Source organism: Curtobacterium sp. AB7 (genome assembly GCF_044909335.1).
Lineage (GTDB): Bacteria > Actinomycetota > Actinomycetes > Actinomycetales > Microbacteriaceae > Curtobacterium.
The window spans coordinates 1-14352 of record NZ_JBIYED010000012.1 but is presented as its reverse complement, the minus strand read 5'-3'; the positions used below and the strand labels follow the sequence as shown (position 1 = coordinate 14352).

The window sequence follows — 14352 nt, the reverse complement described above, 5'->3', positions numbered from 1 at the left end:
ACGTCCCCGACGAGCCAGCACGAGCCACACCCGAAGAGGCCCCATGACGACGGCGACCCCCGCCGCACCGACGACGGGCACCCCGTTCCGCGGTCGCATCCGCGGACGAGTGCTCATCCTGCTCTGTTTCATGTACGCGATCTCGTACATCGACCGGACGAACATCTCGACGGCGCTGCCGCACATCACCGAGGAGTTCGGCTTCAACGAGGCCACCGCGGGCCTGATCGTGTCCGCGTTCTCGCTGCCCTACGCGCTGCTGCAGGTCTTCGGCGGCACGATCAGCGAGAAGGCCGGACCGCGCAAGGCCCTCTTCGTCATCACCGTGGTGTGGGGCGTCGCGACACTGTGGACCGGCTTCGCCGTCGGCTTCTGGACCCTGTTCGCGGCCCGGGCGCTCCTCGGGCTCAGCGAGGCCGCGGCGTTCCCGACCGCGACCCAGGCCATGACCCGTTGGATCCCCCGCGACCGCAACGGCTTCGCGCAGGGCGTCGTGCACTCCGCGGCCCGGCTCGGCAACGCGCTGGCTCCGCTGCTCGTCGCCTGGGTGATCGGTTCGACGGGCAGCTGGCGGTGGGCGTTCTTCGCCACGGCTGTCCTGTCCTTCGCCTGGGGCATCGTCTGGTTCGTCTGGTTCCGCGACAAGCCCGAGTCCACGAAGGGCATCACGCAGGTCGAGATCGACGAGCTCCCGCCCGTCGAGACGCGTGCGACCCGTCCGCCGGTGCCGTGGCGGCAGATGGCGCGGCAGATCCTGCCGGTGACCTTCGTCGACTTCGGCTACGGCTGGACCCTCTGGGTGTTCCTCACGTGGCTGCCGACGTTCCTCAGCTCGACGTACGGACTCGAGATCGGCGACTTCGCCCTGTTCACCACGCTCATCCTGCTCGCCGGCGTCGTCGGGGACACGGTCGGCGGCATGCTCAGCGACCGGATCATCCACCGCGGCGGCAACACCCGGAACGCCCGCCGGACCGTCCTGGTGATCGGACTCGGTGGCTCGCTCGTCTGCCTCGTCCCGCTCGTCATCGGGCAGGGCCTGCTCGTCGCGACGATCTCGCTGGCGCTGTCGTTCTTCTTCCTGGAGCTCTGCAACGCGAACCTCTGGGCGATCCCGATGGACGTCGCCCCGCAGTGGTCCGGCACCGCGTCCGGCTTCATGAACACCGGCTTCGGCATCGCCGGCGTGGTCTCCCCGATCGTCTTCGGGCTGCTCATCGACGCGTCCGGCTGGCAGCTGCCGTTCGCCCTGTCGTGCGTGCTGCTCGGCGCCGCGGCGGTCGTGGCGTGGTTCATGAAGCCGCAGCGGCTCACGTCGACGAACGGCGTCCTCGAGGTCGGCACCCCCGCCGCCGAGCAGCGCGCCGCCTGACCCGCGACGCGCACTGTCGGCGGCACGCCGTGCCGAATCGGGCGTACCTGGTCGAGAGGAACGACCAGGTACGCCCGATTCCGCTGTCCGCAACGGGACGCACCGGACGTGCGCGGAGCCCTGGTGGTCCCCGACCGCCGGACGGGAGGCCCGGGTCCGGCCCGACCCGCGCCTCCCGTCCGCCTCGCAACGCGTCCACAGCCTCGCAGCGCGTCCGCCGCCGCGCACAGCAAGCAGGAACGGGCGTCCCTGGTCGGAAGAACCGACCAGGGACGCCCGGGGTGCGCGGATCAGGGCTGCGGGCCGCGCGCCCGACGCCGGGCGCGGGACGCGAGCGACGGCCGGCCGGTGAGCGGCACGCTCAGCGGCGTCCACCGGAACGCCTCGGTGACCGCCACGGACAGCACCACCACGAGCAGGTACGTGACGAGCGTCAGCCACGGCCGCGGCACCACGGCCTCGAGCCAGCTGTCGCCGTACAGCAGGATCCAGATGAGGAACGGGTGACTCAGGAAGATCCCGAACGACCGGTCCGAGGCGTAGTCCACGAAGCGCGCGGCCGGGCTGCCGGGACGCCGACGGTCCGCCCAGCGCGCACCGATCGCCAGGAAGCCGACGAACACCGCGGTGCTCCACACGGCCTCGATCGGCTGCAGCGGTGTCCCGGCAGCGTAGAGCGACTGGCCGAGGGCGACCTGGAGCGCCCAGACGCCGAGCGTCAGCGCGCCGACGCCGGCGAAGGCCCAGAGCACGGCCCGGCGGTGCACCCGGATGAACCGGAGGAACGCGTCGGCGTGGTCGGCGGCGATCGCCCCGGAGACGATGAAGAACACGTACGAGAAGAAGAACTGCTTCTGGTACCCGTGCAACCAGGCATCGCTCGCCGGGAAGTACTTGTACCCGGCGAACACGACGAGCTGCACCACCAGCGTCACGACGAGCGTCGTCACGTGGTGCCCGCGGGTCTTCCGGACCAGCCACACGATGACCGGCAGCAGCAGGTACACCTGCATGGTCACGAGCAGGAAGTACAGGTGGTACCAGGACGAGCCGGTGACGATGCCCTCGGCGAGGGTGCGCACCAAGTCGGGCACGTCGCCCCGACGCGTGCTGCTGAGCAGCCAGCTCGAGCCGACGTACACGAACGACCACGCCAGGTACGGCACCCCGACGAGCAGGAACCGCTTCGGCCAGAACTGCGCCATCGGCCGCGGCCGCAGTGTGTAGCTGTAGACGAGCACGAACGCCGTCAGCGAGAAGAAGACGAGCCGGGTGAAGTGCAGCAGGGCGAGCAGCGCGTTCAGGCCGACGTCGTCGGACGCGGCCGTGTGGCTGGTGGTGTGCACGCCGATGACGCAGGCGAAGGTCAGGATCCGGAGGACGTCGACCTCGTACAGGTGGCGTGGCTTGCCCGCCGCGGTGCGGGTCGGGGTCTGGACCTGCGGCCGCGGCTGGGCCTGCGGCTGCGGCTGCGGCTCCGGCTCCGGCTGCGGCTGGGCCTGCGGCTGCGGCTGGGCGCCGGTCACGACGGCTGCGCCATCGTCCGCACCTTCGCCCGCTGCACCTTGCCGGTGGGCGCGCGCGGCAGGTCGGGGACCACGATGATCTCGACGGGGCGGCGGAAGCGGGTCAGGTGGGCCTCGGCGCGCGCGGTCAGGTCGGCAACGAGCCCAGCGGCGTCGACCGGGGCCGCAGCAGCGGCGACCGCGCCGGCTTCGTCCGCTGCGTCGGCTGCGTCCGCTGCGTCCTGCTCCACGATCACGTACGCCACCGGGACGGCCCCGAGCACGTCGTCCGGCCGCCCGACCACCACGGCCTCGAGCACCCGGGGGTCGCCGAGCAGGACGTCCTCGACCTCGGAGGGGTAGACCTTCTCGCCGCCACGGTTGATGACGTCGTCGGAGCGTCCGGCGAGGGAGACCCAGCCGTCCGCAGCGACGGAGCCCACGTCGCCGGTGCTCAGCCAGCCGTCGGCGTCGAAGCGGTCGGATGCGCGCCCGAACAGGTAGCGCTCGACGATCCCCGGTCCGCGCACCCACAGCGCACCGACCTCGTCGGCGGGCAGGACTGCGCCGTCCTCGTCGCGTGCCTGCACCTCGGACCCGACGGGCACGCCGACGGTCCCCGGGCGAGCGGGCGCGTCCAGCGGTGTCGCGGTGATCTGCGACGCGCCTTCGGTCATCCCCCAACTCACGACGAGCGGGACGTCCCCGAGTGCGCTGCGCACCGGGTCCGGCAGCGGTGCCGAAGCGCTCCGGACGAACCGGAGGCCCTCCGGGAAGTCCAGTGGCCCGGTCTTCGCGAGCACAGCGAGGATCGCCGGCACCGCGTTCAGCCAGGTGATGCGCCGCTCGGCGAGCAGTTCCCAGAACCCGGTCCGCCGGAAGCGCACGTCGAGCACGAGCGTCGCACCGGCGACGAGTGTCGCCAGCAGGCCGACGACCTCAGCGTTGACGTGGAACAACGGCAGCGAGTTGAACCCGCGGTCGCGGCCGGTCAACCCGTTGTGCCGCGCGACCGCCCGCGCGACGAACAGCAGTTGCGACTCCGGCAGCTCGACGCCCTTCGGCGCGCCGGTCGACCCGGAGGTGAAGAGCACCACGGACCCCTCGCCCGGTGCGTCCGGACTCTGCGTGGGGACGTCTCCGTCACGGACGGCGGCCGGGAGGAACGTGGCCGCGTCGATCCCGCTGGCGGGCGCCCCGGGGACGGTCCCGTCCACGGCGCGGTCCGACACCACGATCGAGGCCCCGCCGATCAGGTCGGCGAGACGGGCCGGCTCGGTCGCCGGCTGTCCGGTGTCGACCGGGACGGCACGGCGCCCGGTCGCCACGGCGGTCAGGTGCACCACGGCGAACGCGAGGGGGTCGCCGACGTCGACGAGGACGGCTCCGGAGACAGGCACGCCGATCGCGTCGAACGTCGCGGACCAGGCCGTCACCGCGTCCTCGAGCGCTCGGTAGGTCAGGACGCGCGCAGAACGGGCGTCCTCCAGGTAGGGACGCTCGGGACTCTCCGCCGCGCGGTCGCGGATGAGCGAGCGCAGGTCGGGTTCTCCGTCGACGGGCTGCACCAGCAGAGGCTATTGCGCGAGCCTATGAGCGGTCAGAGGGGAACCGGTGCAGCATCCACTGCCAGAGCGCGGTCATCCGGGGGTCCCCGTCCGGTCCGAGCGGCGTGGAGTCCTTGATGATGAACGAGTGCGCCTTCCCCCGGCCCCGGACGTCGGTCAGGATCGCGTGCGGGTCCGCGTCGGCGGGCGGTGGATCGGTGTCCGTCCGGAACGGGCCGTCGACGCCGTCGAGCCCGAGCACTCGCCACGACCCGGTGATCCGCGGACCGAAGGTGTCGCGGACGTCGTCGACGGCGTACATCCGGGCGACGGGGGTCTTGCCGGGCCGGTTCATCCACGCCGCGTGCGACGGACCCCGTGACTCGACGGGCGACGAGAACATCAGTGCCCCGCGGACGGACCGGATGTGCGCGATGTACGCCGCCTCGCCGCCGCCCTGCGAGTGTCCGGCCACGACGATGTCCCGCCAGGCGATGTCGTCGTCGCCCTGCACGAAACGGCCCCACCCGCCGTCGGGGTCGTGGTCGTCGAGGTAGGCCACCGCGTCACGGAACCGGGACACGATCGACCCGGCGGGCGTCACCGAGCTGAACTCGGACTGGCGGGTGCCGTCGAACCGGTTGCGCTGCACCATGCCGTAGCAGCGGGCGTCGGCCTCGCACGTGCCGGAGAGCGTGCGACCGAGGTTCCAGTAGTCCAGCCCGAGCACGTGGTACCCGTCGGCGAGGGCCTGCCCGAGGAACCGCTGGTACTCCGCTGGGCGGGACCTCGTGGCGGGCAGGAACAGCAGCAGGGGGCCGTCTGCCGAGGTACGGGCGGCGAAGTCGTCGCGGTTCGGCGTGAGCCGTTCGCCGCCCACGGTGCCGAGCCGGAAGCGGTGGAACTCCCCCTCGGGTCCGCGCCCGTCGCCCGATGGCGGCGCGGCGGCGTGCGAGCGGTCGATCGTCGGGACGCGTCCCTCGTCCTCGATGCGCTGCGCACCGAGGAGGTTCGCCGCGACCAGCGCGCCGCCGCCGATCGCGACGAGCACGATCGCGGCGAGCACGAGCAGCAACCGGTGCTTCACGAGGTGATCCGCAACCACACCTCGTCGGCGGATCGGATCGTCTGGTCGAGTGTGCCCGTCGCGTCGACGACGTGGTCGGCGAGGGCGAGTCGGTCGGCGTCGCTCGCCTGAGCGGCCACCCGGCGCTCGGCCTCGTCGCGTTCCATGGCACGGTGCTCCACCAGCCGCTCGATGCGCTGCGCAGCGGGGGCGTCGACGACCACGACCGCATCGAACCGCAGCGGGCGGGATCCTCGGGCCTCGGCGAGCAGGGGCACGTCGTACACGACGACGGTGTCCGGGTCGGCGGCCTCAGCCGCGTCGAAGGCACGCTGGGCGAGCCGCCAGACCTCGGGGTGGGTGATCGCCTCGAGGTCCTTGCGTGCCGCGGGGTCGGAGAACACGATCGCTCCGAGCGAGGGACGGTCGAGCGAACCGTCGGCCGCGATCACCGAGGAGCCGAACCGCTCGGCGACCTGTGCGAGCCCGGGGCTGCCGGGTGCGACGGCGTCCCGCGCCAGCCGGTCGGCGTCGACGACGACGCCGCCGTGCTCCGCCCAACGCCTGGAGACCGTCGACTTGCCCGCGGCGATGCCGCCCGTGAGACCGATGATGCGCACTGCGACAGGCTAACGACCCGCAGCGTCGAAACGCCGGAAGCCCGGCACCCCCTTGGGGGATGCCGGGCTTCCGGTCAGTGCGACTCGCTCGATCAGTTGGTCGAGCTGAGCTTCTCGCGGAGCGCCGCCAGCGAAGCGTCGTCGGCGAGGGGGCTTGCGCCACCGGTCTCGCTCGAGAACGACGACGAAGAGGAAGCGGACGACGTCGATGCGCCGGCCGGGAGGTCGAAGCCACCCTTTTCCTCGTCGGCGATGGTCTTCGCGACCTGCGCCTTGTGGGCTTCCCAACGACCCTGGGCGGCCGCGTACTGGCCCTCCCACTCGGTGCGCTGGGTGTCGTAGCCCTCGAGCCACTCGTTCGTCTCCGGGTCGAAGCCGTCCGGGTACTTGTAGTCACCCTTGTCGTCGTACTCGGTCGGCATGCCGTAGAGCGCCGGGTCGAACTCGGTGCCCTCGGGGTCCACGCCCTCGTTCGCCTGCTTGAGGCTGAGCGAGATGCGGCGACGGTCGAGGTCGATGTCGATGATCTTGACGAAGACCTCGTCGTTGACCGAGACGACCTGCTCGGCGAGCTCGACGTGCTTGTTCGAGAGCTCGGAGATGTGCACCAGGCCCTCGATGCCGTCAGCAACGCGGACGAAGGCACCGAACGGGACGAGCTTCGTGACCTTGCCCGGTGCGATCTGACCGATCGCGTGGGTGCGGGCGAAGACCTGCCACGGGTCCTCCTGCGTCGCCTTGAGCGAGAGCGACACGCGCTCACGGTCCAGGTCGACCTCGAGGATCTCGACGGTGACTTCCTGACCGACCTCGACGACCTCGCTGGCGTGCTCGATGTGCTTCCAGCTGAGCTCGGAGACGTGGACGAGACCGTCGACGCCGCCGAGGTCCACGAACGCACCGAAGTTGACGATCGAGGACACGATGCCCTTGCGGACCTGGCCCTTGTGCAGGTTGTTGAGGAACGTGGTCCGGGACTCGGACTGCGTCTGCTCGAGGAGCGCACGGCGCGACAGGACCACGTTGTTGCGGTTCTTGTCGAGCTCGAGGATCTTCGCCTCGATCTCCTGACCGAGGTACGGCGTGAGGTCGCGGACGCGACGGAGCTCGATGAGCGAGGCGGGGAGGAAGCCGCGGAGACCGATGTCGACGATCAGGCCACCCTTGACGACCTCGATGACCGTGCCGGTCACGACGCCGTCGGACTCCTTGATCTTCTCGACGTCGCCCCATGCGCGCTCGTACTGCGCACGCTTCTTGGACAGGATGAGGCGGCCTTCCTTGTCCTCCTTCTGGAGGACCAGGGCCTCGACCTCGTCGCCGACCTTGACGACCTCGTTGGGGTCGACGTCGTGCTTGATCGAGAGCTCGCGCGAGGGGATGACGCCCTCGGTCTTGTAACCGACGTCGAGGAGGACCTCGTCGCGGTCGATCTTCACGACGGTGCCGGAGATGAGATCACCGTCGTTGAAGAACTTCAGGGTCTTCTCGACCTCGGCCAGGAAGTCATCAGCCGAACCGATGTCGTTGATGGCGACCTGCTTAGGAGCCTTGGTCGTAGTGGTTGTCATGTAGAGATTGCTCCGAACGGACATGAGTCGGGCCGTGGCGGGCGAGGAGTCGAGACCCCCGTGGTGCACCGCCGTGGCGATTGATTGTGTGACGCGGATTGCGCCGCACAAGTCTAACCGCACCGGCGGAGCCCCCACAACCGGGCGTGCCGCCCGCGCGTCAGCCGAGCAGCGCGCTCCGCAGCGTGTCGAGACCGATGCTGCCGAGGGCGAGCGCACGACGGTGGAACGACTTCAGGTCGAAGTCGGCGCCTTCGCGAGCAGCGACCTCGTCGCGGATCGACTCCCACACGCGCTGGCCCACCTTGTACGACGGCGCCTGTCCGGGCCACCCGAAGTACCGCGCGACCTCGAACTGCACGAACGCGTCGTCCATGTTCACGTTCTCGCGCATGAAGTCGAGGGCGTACTCCCACGTCCAGCCGCCGCCGTCCGGGTTGGTCTTCTGCAGGTGCACGCCGATGTCGAGCACCACGCGGGCGGCACGCATGCGCTGGCCGTCGAGCATGCCCAGCCGGTCGCCGTCGTCGTCGAGGAACCCGAGCTGCTCCATCAGGCGCTCGGCGTAGAGCGCCCAGCCCTCGACGTGTCCGGACGAGCCGGACAGCTGGCGGCGCCACGTGTTGAGCTCACCGCGGTTGTAGACGCCCTGGCTGATCTGCAGGTGGTGACCGGGGACGCCCTCGTGGTAGACGGTCGTCTTCTCGCGCCAGGTGCCGAACTCGGTCACGCCCTCGGGCACCGACCACCACATCCGGCCAGCGCGCGAGAAGTCGTCGGACGGCCCGCTGTAGTAGATGCCGCCCTCCTGCGTCGGGGCGATGCGGCACTCCAGCCGGCGGATCGGGTCCGGGATGTCGAAGTACGTGCCGGCCATCGCCGCGACGGAGGCGTCGCTCGTCTCCTGCATCCAGCGCTGCAGGGCGTCCGTGCCGTGCAGGATCCGCGACGGGTCGGTGTCCAGCACCTCGATCGCCCGGGCGACGCTCGCACCCGGCTCGATCCGGTCCGCGATCCGCTCCTGCTCGTCACGCATGCGGGCGAGTTCCTCGAGACCCCACTCGTACGTCTCGTCGAGGTCGACGACGGCGCCGAGGAACCGGCGGGAGTGCAGTTCGTAGGCCTCGCGCCCGACGGCGTCGACCGGGGTGGCGAGCGGCAGCAGCTCGTGCTCGAGGAACTGCCCGAGGCTCCGGTACGCCGCCGACGCGACCTCGGCCCCGCGGGTCAGTTCGGCACGGAGCGAGTCCGGCACGGGAGAGCCGTCGTCGAACGCCGCACCCTCGGCGAGCCGGCGGAAGAAGCCGTCCTCGGCGCCGTTGCGGGCGGCCTGCTCCGCGACCAGGGCGACCTGCCGCTTCGCCGGGGTGACGTCCTCGCGCGTGCCCTCGAGCAGGGTCTCGCGGATGCCCTCGAGCGCGTCCGGCAGCGCGTGCAGTCGGCTGGCGACGTCGTGCCAGTCCGACTCGGTCGCCGTCGGCATCAGGTCGATGATCTCGCGGACGGACTGGGCCGGGCTCGCGATCACGTTGAGGTCGCGGAGGTGCAGCTTCCGCGCGTACGACTCCTGCACCAGGTCGAGTTCGGCGCCGAGGTCCGCCTTCGTGACCTCGTCGACGGGGTCCGCCGCCGCAGCGGCGTCGAGCGCGTGCTTCGTGGCCCGCGCCGCGTCGGCCAGGGCGGCCGCGCCGGCGGGCGAGGTGTCGCCGTACTCCCCCGTGCGACCCGGCACACCGATGTACGTGGCCGTCGTCGGGTCGAGGTCGACGAGGGTGGCGACCCATCCCTCGGCCACGTGGTCGACGGCGGTCTGCTGGCGGACGGGACGCTCTTCGCTCATGCTCCGACCCTACCCACGTCGGCAGGCGCCGTCGGCCGGGCGCGCATCGGACGGGAGGCCCGGTGCCAGCTGGCACCGGGCCTCCCGTCCGTCCTGTGGTCGCGTCGCGACCCGCGGTCAGTGCGCCGCGCTCTCCCAGTTCGCACCGAGACCGACCGAGACGTCGAGCGGCACGGTGAGTTCGGCGGCGTTGCCCATCCGGGTGCGCAGGATCTCCTCGACGCGGTCCTGCTCGCCGGGCGCGACCTCGAGGATGAGCTCGTCGTGCACCTGGAGCAGCAGGTGCGACTCGAGTCCGCCGCTGCGCAGGTCCTCGTCGACACCGAGCATCGCGATCTTCATGATGTCGGCCGCCGACCCCTGGATCGGCGCGTTCAGCGCAGCGCGCTCGGCGTTCTCGCGCAGCACGCGGTTCGGGCTCTTCAGGTCCGGGAACGGCCGGCGACGACCGAAGATCGTCTCGGTGTAGCCGTCCTCGCGCGCCTGCTCGACGACGTTGCGCAGGTAGTCGCGCACGGCGCCGAACCGGGCGAAGTACTCGGTCATGAGCGTCCGGGCCTCGGACTGCTCGATGCGGAGCTGCTTCGACAGCCCGAACGCGCTCAGCCCGTAGGCAAGGCCGTACGACATCGCCTTGACCTTGGTGCGCATCTCGGCGGAGACCTCGGCCGGCTCGACGCCGAACACCCGGGCGCCGACGAAGCGGTGCAGATCCTCGCCCTCGTTGAAGGCCTGGATGAGTCCGGGGTCGCCGGACAGGTGCGCCATGATGCGCATCTCGATCTGCGAGTAGTCGGCCGTGATGAGCGTCGTGTACGGCTCGGCGACGGCGAACGCCGACCGGACCCGGCGCCCGACCGCGGTCTTCACCGGGATGTTCTGCAGGTTCGGGTCGGTCGACGAGATTCGGCCGGTGCTGCTGCCCGTCTGCTCGTACCGGGTGTGGATGCGCCCGTCGACGATCGCCGTGTCGAGCGTGTCGACGATCTGGCGGAGCTTCGTGGCGTCGCGGTGCTGCAGCAGCAGGCCGAGGAACGGATGCGGGTGCTGCTCCTGCAGGTCGGCCAGGCTCGCGGCGTCGGTCGAGAACCCGGTCTTCGTCTTGCGGGTCTTCGGCATCGCGAGCTCGGTGAACAGCACTTCCTGCAGCTGCTTCGGGGACCCGAGGTTCACCTCGTGCCCGATCTCGGCGAACGCCTGCTGTGCCAGGTCGGCCGCTCGCTCCCCCAGTTCCTTCGACAGCCCCGTGAGCACCGGGCGGTCGATGCCGACACCGATCATCTCCATGCTCGCGAGCACCGACACCAGCGGGAGCTCGATGTCGTCGAGGACCTTGAGCGACGACTCGTCGATCCGGGCACGGAGCGCCGTGGTGACCCGCAGGACGAACCACGCGTGCACGCCGACGTTGACCGGGTCGGTCTCCGGCACGAGCTGGTTCGGGTCGGCGGTGGGGAGCTCTTCGCCGAGCTCCTGGTAGACGAGATCGGCCAGCGGCTGCCCCTGCTTGCCGGGCTGGGCGAGCCACCCCGTGATGCGCGCGTCGCCGGCGATGCCGTTCACGACGAAGCCAGCGGTCGCGAGCACCTTGATCGCGGTCTTGGCGTCGTGGAAGTGCTTCGGGGCGTCGGAGGCGAACCACGCCGCCAGCTGCTCGTAGTCCTTCGCGCCGCTGCCACCGGGCACCTGGACGGCGTCGTCGTGCGTGGCGATGCCGATGGTGCTGAGTCGGCCGTCGATGACCTCGACCGCGACGCCGTAGCCGTTCGCCGCCTCGGACGCGTTGCGGCGCTCGAGCCAGTACCCGAGTTCTTCGTCGATCAGCGTCTTCACCGACGGCGGGGTCGCGGCGCCGTCCGTCACCCCACCCTCGGCTGGCTGCTCGGACGGTTCGCCGGAGCCGGCGACCTTGAAGACGCGGTCGAGCAGCGTGCGGAACTGCAGCTTGGAGAACAGCTCGCGCACGGCGGTCTCGTCGAGGGGACGGAGCGCGACGTCGGCCGGACCGACGGGCAGCTCGACGTCGGTGACCAGGCGGTTGAGTCTGCGGTTCCGGACCGCACGGTCCTGCTGCTCGCGCAGGTTGTTGCCGACGACGCCCTTGATCTCGTCGGCGTGCTCGAGGACCCCCTCGAGCGAGCCGTACTGCGTGACCCACTTGACCGCGGTCTTCTCGCCGACCTTGTCGATGCCGATCAGGTTGTCGCTGGTCTCGCCGACGAGCGCGGCGATGTCCGGGTACTGGTGCGGCTCGATGCCGTAGCGCTCGTACACCTTGTCGCGGTCGTACCGGGTGAGCTCGGAGACGCCACGGACCGACGGGTAGAGCAGCGTCACGTCGTCGTTGACGAGCTGGATGGCGTCGCGGTCGCCGGAGACGACGTACACCTGGTAGCCCTGCGCAGCTCCCTGGGACGACAGGGTCGCGAGGATGTCGTCGGCCTCGTAGTCCTCCTTCGTCACGGTGGTGATGCCCATCGCCTCGAGCGCCTGCTGCAGCAGCGGGATCTGCCCCTTGAACTCGGCCGGGGTCTCGGAGCGGGTGCCCTTGTACGCCTCGTACTCACGGGTGCGGAACGAGAACCGGGAGATGTCGAACGCCACCGCCAGGTGCGTCGGCTTCTCGCGCTGCAGGAGCATGAGCAGCATCGAGATGAAGCCGTGGATGGCGTTCGTGTGCTGCCCGTCGCGGTTCACGAAACTGTCGACCGGCAGCGCGTAGAAGGCCCGGAAGGCGAGCGAGTGGCCGTCGATGACCATGAGGGTAGGCTTTGCGGAGTCCGACACCCGGACAGCCTACCGACGCCATCCGACACGGGAGTTCGAGCGCGTGACCGACGAAGCCACCATCACCGGGAACGTCGACGAGCGCCTCGCGGCCCGCGGGATGGGTGAGCTGGCCGACAAGATGGGCATGGTCATCACCGAGATGTCGGCCGACCGCGCCGTCGGCAGCATCCCGGTCGAGGGCAACCGGCAGCCCGTCGGCCTGCTGCACGGGGGCGCCTACGTCGTCCTGGCCGAGAGCCTCGGTTCGATGGCCGCCAACGTGCACGCCGGCGAGGGCCGCTACGCCGTCGGCATCGAGCTCAACGCATCGCACACCCGGAGCGCCACGTCCGGCACCGTCACCGGTGTCTGCACCGCGATCCACCTCGGCAACACGCTCACCACGCACGAGATCGTGCTCACCGACGACCAGGGGCGCCGCTGCTCCACCGTCCGCATCACCAACCTCATCCGCGAGGCACGCTGACCCGTCGTCAGTCCTCGGGCGGACGCTGCAGCAGCAGCCGTGCGTCGCCGAAGCCGAGCCGTCGGTAGAGCCGCTCCCCGTCGACGCTCGAGTGCACCGAGGTCCGCTCGACGCCGAGGTCGTCCGCGATGTCGAGCAGTGCGGTGACGAGTCGTCCGGCGACGCCGAGCCCGCGCAGGTCGGGGTGCACGTAGACGGTCTGCACGTCGGCGGTCAGGCGTCGGCCTGGCCGGTCCGGGGTCGGCGGCCGGGCGACGAGTCCGAGCCACGCCATCCCGAGCACCGCACCGTCGCGCTCCGCGACCACGCAGCGGTGCGTGTCCGGGTGCTCGAGGGCGAAGGCCGTCATCACCGCGCGGTAGTCGTCCGGCGACGCGGCCGGCTCGGCGCCGCCCTCGCCGACGCTCCACCGCCACCGCAGGTCGGCCACCGCCGGCATGTCGTCAGGCCGGGAGGCCCGGATCACCACGTCGTCCACGGCTCCAGCCTGCCAGGTGGTCGCCACCACCGCCCCGACCGCCGTCCCCACGAGCGCATGCGTCCGCACACTTCGACAGAGCACGCGTCGATCAACCGGTGGCTTGTCGCGACATGCACACGCAGAGGATGCGTCTGCACACTGCGACAGGACACGCGTCGATCGACCGGTGCCGTGTCGCAACATGCACACGCACCGAGTGCCCCACGCGCCCGGGAACGCAGCAGCGCCGCCGGACCGGGGTCCGACGGCGCTGGTGTGAGCGACGAGTGGTGCTACTTCTTGGCGCTGAGCTGCTCGATGATCGCCTTGGCGACGTCGTGCATGGTCAGGCGGCGGTCCATCGAGGCCTTCTGGATCCAGCGGAACGCCTCGGGCTCGGTGAGGCCCATCTTCTCGTTGAGCAGGCCCTTGGCGCGGTCGACGAGCTTGCGGGTCTCGAAGCGCTCGACCAGGTCGGCGACCTCGGCCTCGAGCGTGATGATCTGCTGGTGCCGCGAGAGGGCGATCTCGATCGCGGGGAGCAGGTCGTTCGGGGTGAACGGCTTGACCACGTAGGCCAGCGCGCCGGCCTCGGTGGCACGCTCGACGAGGTCCTTCTGGCTGAACGCCGTGAGGAGGACCACCGGAGCGATGTGGTTCTTGGACAGCTTCTCGGCTGCGGAGATGCCGTCGAGCTGGGGCATCTTGACGTCCATCACGACGAGGTCGGGACGGAGGTCGGTGGCGAGCTGCACGGCGGTCTCGCCGTCGCCGGCCTCGCCGACCACGTCGAACCCGTTGTCGCGGAGGATCTCGACGATGTCGAGGCGGATGAGCGACTCGTCCTCGGCGACGACGACGCGACGGGGTGCTGTTGCAGTTGCTTCTGTGTCACTCACAGCCGCAAGCCTACTAGACGTCAGAAGAGCTTCATGTCAGCACACGGCTCAGGCTGCCAGAAAGCGTTGTACGAGTGGCGGGACGCGGTACCGGAACAGCCCCGCACGCCGTGAGCCTGCCTTGTACGAGTGGCGGGACGCGGTACCGGAACAGCCCCGCACGCCGTGAGCCTGCCTTGTACGAGTGGCGGGACGCGGTACCGGAACAGCCCCGCA

Annotated in this window: 11 protein-coding genes; 2 read left to right on the top strand and 9 right to left on the bottom strand. The window is 70.6% G+C overall.

What is annotated here, in order from left to right:
- Positions 1-43 precede the first annotated feature (43 nt).
- Positions 44-1372 (top strand): MFS transporter, encoded by a 1329-nt coding sequence (locus tag ABH929_RS17175; protein WP_404562093.1) that lies wholly within the window; start codon positions 44-46, stop codon positions 1370-1372.
- Between the two features lie 290 nt (positions 1373-1662).
- On the opposite strand, the gene ABH929_RS17170 is transcribed toward ABH929_RS17175, so the two are convergent.
- The 7 genes from ABH929_RS17170 to polA form a co-directional block, all read right to left on the bottom strand.
- Positions 1663-2898 (bottom strand): acyltransferase, encoded by a 1236-nt coding sequence (locus ABH929_RS17170; RefSeq protein WP_404562091.1) that lies wholly within the window; start codon positions 2896-2898, stop codon positions 1663-1665.
- Positions 2895-4445, bottom strand: coding sequence for a class I adenylate-forming enzyme family protein (locus tag ABH929_RS17165; protein WP_404562090.1), 1551 nt, complete (start codon positions 4443-4445; stop codon positions 2895-2897). The genes ABH929_RS17170 and ABH929_RS17165 overlap by 4 nt, the downstream gene beginning before the upstream one ends.
- 22 nt (positions 4446-4467) lie before the next feature.
- Positions 4468-5511, bottom strand: coding sequence for a BPSS1187 family protein (locus ABH929_RS17160; protein ID WP_404562088.1), 1044 nt, complete (start codon positions 5509-5511; stop codon positions 4468-4470).
- Complete coding sequence (coaE, locus tag ABH929_RS17155) at positions 5508-6110, bottom strand: dephospho-CoA kinase (protein ID WP_404562087.1); 603 nt, start codon at positions 6108-6110, stop codon at positions 5508-5510. Before coaE ends, ABH929_RS17160 begins: the two co-directional genes overlap by 4 nt.
- Before the next feature lie 92 nt (positions 6111-6202).
- On the bottom strand, positions 6203-7681 hold the full coding sequence (gene rpsA, locus ABH929_RS17150) for a 30S ribosomal protein S1 (protein WP_111083948.1): 1479 nt from the start codon (positions 7679-7681) through the stop codon (positions 6203-6205).
- A gap of 160 nt (positions 7682-7841) precedes the next feature.
- The gene (locus ABH929_RS17145; RefSeq protein ID WP_404562086.1) at positions 7842-9521 is read right to left on the bottom strand and encodes a DUF885 domain-containing protein; all 1680 of its coding nucleotides are present in this window, start codon (positions 9519-9521) and stop codon (positions 7842-7844) included.
- Positions 9522-9638: 117 nt separating this feature from the next.
- The gene (polA, locus tag ABH929_RS17140; RefSeq protein WP_404562084.1) at positions 9639-12281 is read right to left on the bottom strand and encodes a DNA polymerase I; all 2643 of its coding nucleotides are present in this window, start codon (positions 12279-12281) and stop codon (positions 9639-9641) included.
- Between the two features lie 127 nt (positions 12282-12408).
- Here polA and ABH929_RS17135 point away from each other — a divergent pair, with 127 nt between their 5' ends.
- Positions 12409-12777 carry a PaaI family thioesterase gene (locus tag ABH929_RS17135; protein WP_111084165.1) on the top strand — a complete coding sequence of 123 codons (369 nt, stop codon included), beginning with the start codon at positions 12409-12411 and terminating at the stop codon, positions 12775-12777.
- A gap of 7 nt (positions 12778-12784) precedes the next feature.
- Here the strand turns inward: ABH929_RS17135 and ABH929_RS17130 are convergent, their stop codons facing one another.
- Together ABH929_RS17130 and ABH929_RS17125 are read right to left on the bottom strand one after the other, a co-directional pair.
- On the bottom strand, positions 12785-13255 hold the full coding sequence (locus ABH929_RS17130; RefSeq protein ID WP_404562083.1) for a GNAT family N-acetyltransferase: 471 nt from the start codon (positions 13253-13255) through the stop codon (positions 12785-12787).
- 275 nt (positions 13256-13530) lie between these two features.
- Positions 13531-14136, bottom strand: coding sequence for an ANTAR domain-containing response regulator (locus tag ABH929_RS17125; RefSeq protein WP_022905562.1), 606 nt, complete (start codon positions 14134-14136; stop codon positions 13531-13533).
- Positions 14137-14352: the final 216 nt, after the last annotated feature.

Excerpts from the sequence above, each read along its gene's own strand:
- ABH929_RS17175 (WP_404562093.1), top strand. The coding sequence starts at position 44 with ATGACGACGGCGACCCCCGCCGCACCGACGACGGGCACCCCGTTCCGC.
- rpsA (WP_111083948.1), bottom strand. The coding sequence starts at position 7,681 with ATGACAACCACTACGACCAAGGCTCCTAAGCAGGTCGCCATCAACGAC.
- ABH929_RS17145 (WP_404562086.1), bottom strand. The coding sequence starts at position 9,521 with ATGAGCGAAGAGCGTCCCGTCCGCCAGCAGACCGCCGTCGACCACGTG.
- polA (WP_404562084.1), bottom strand. The coding sequence starts at position 12,281 with ATGGTCATCGACGGCCACTCGCTCGCCTTCCGGGCCTTCTACGCGCTG.
- ABH929_RS17135 (WP_111084165.1), top strand. The coding sequence starts at position 12,409 with ATGGGTGAGCTGGCCGACAAGATGGGCATGGTCATCACCGAGATGTCG.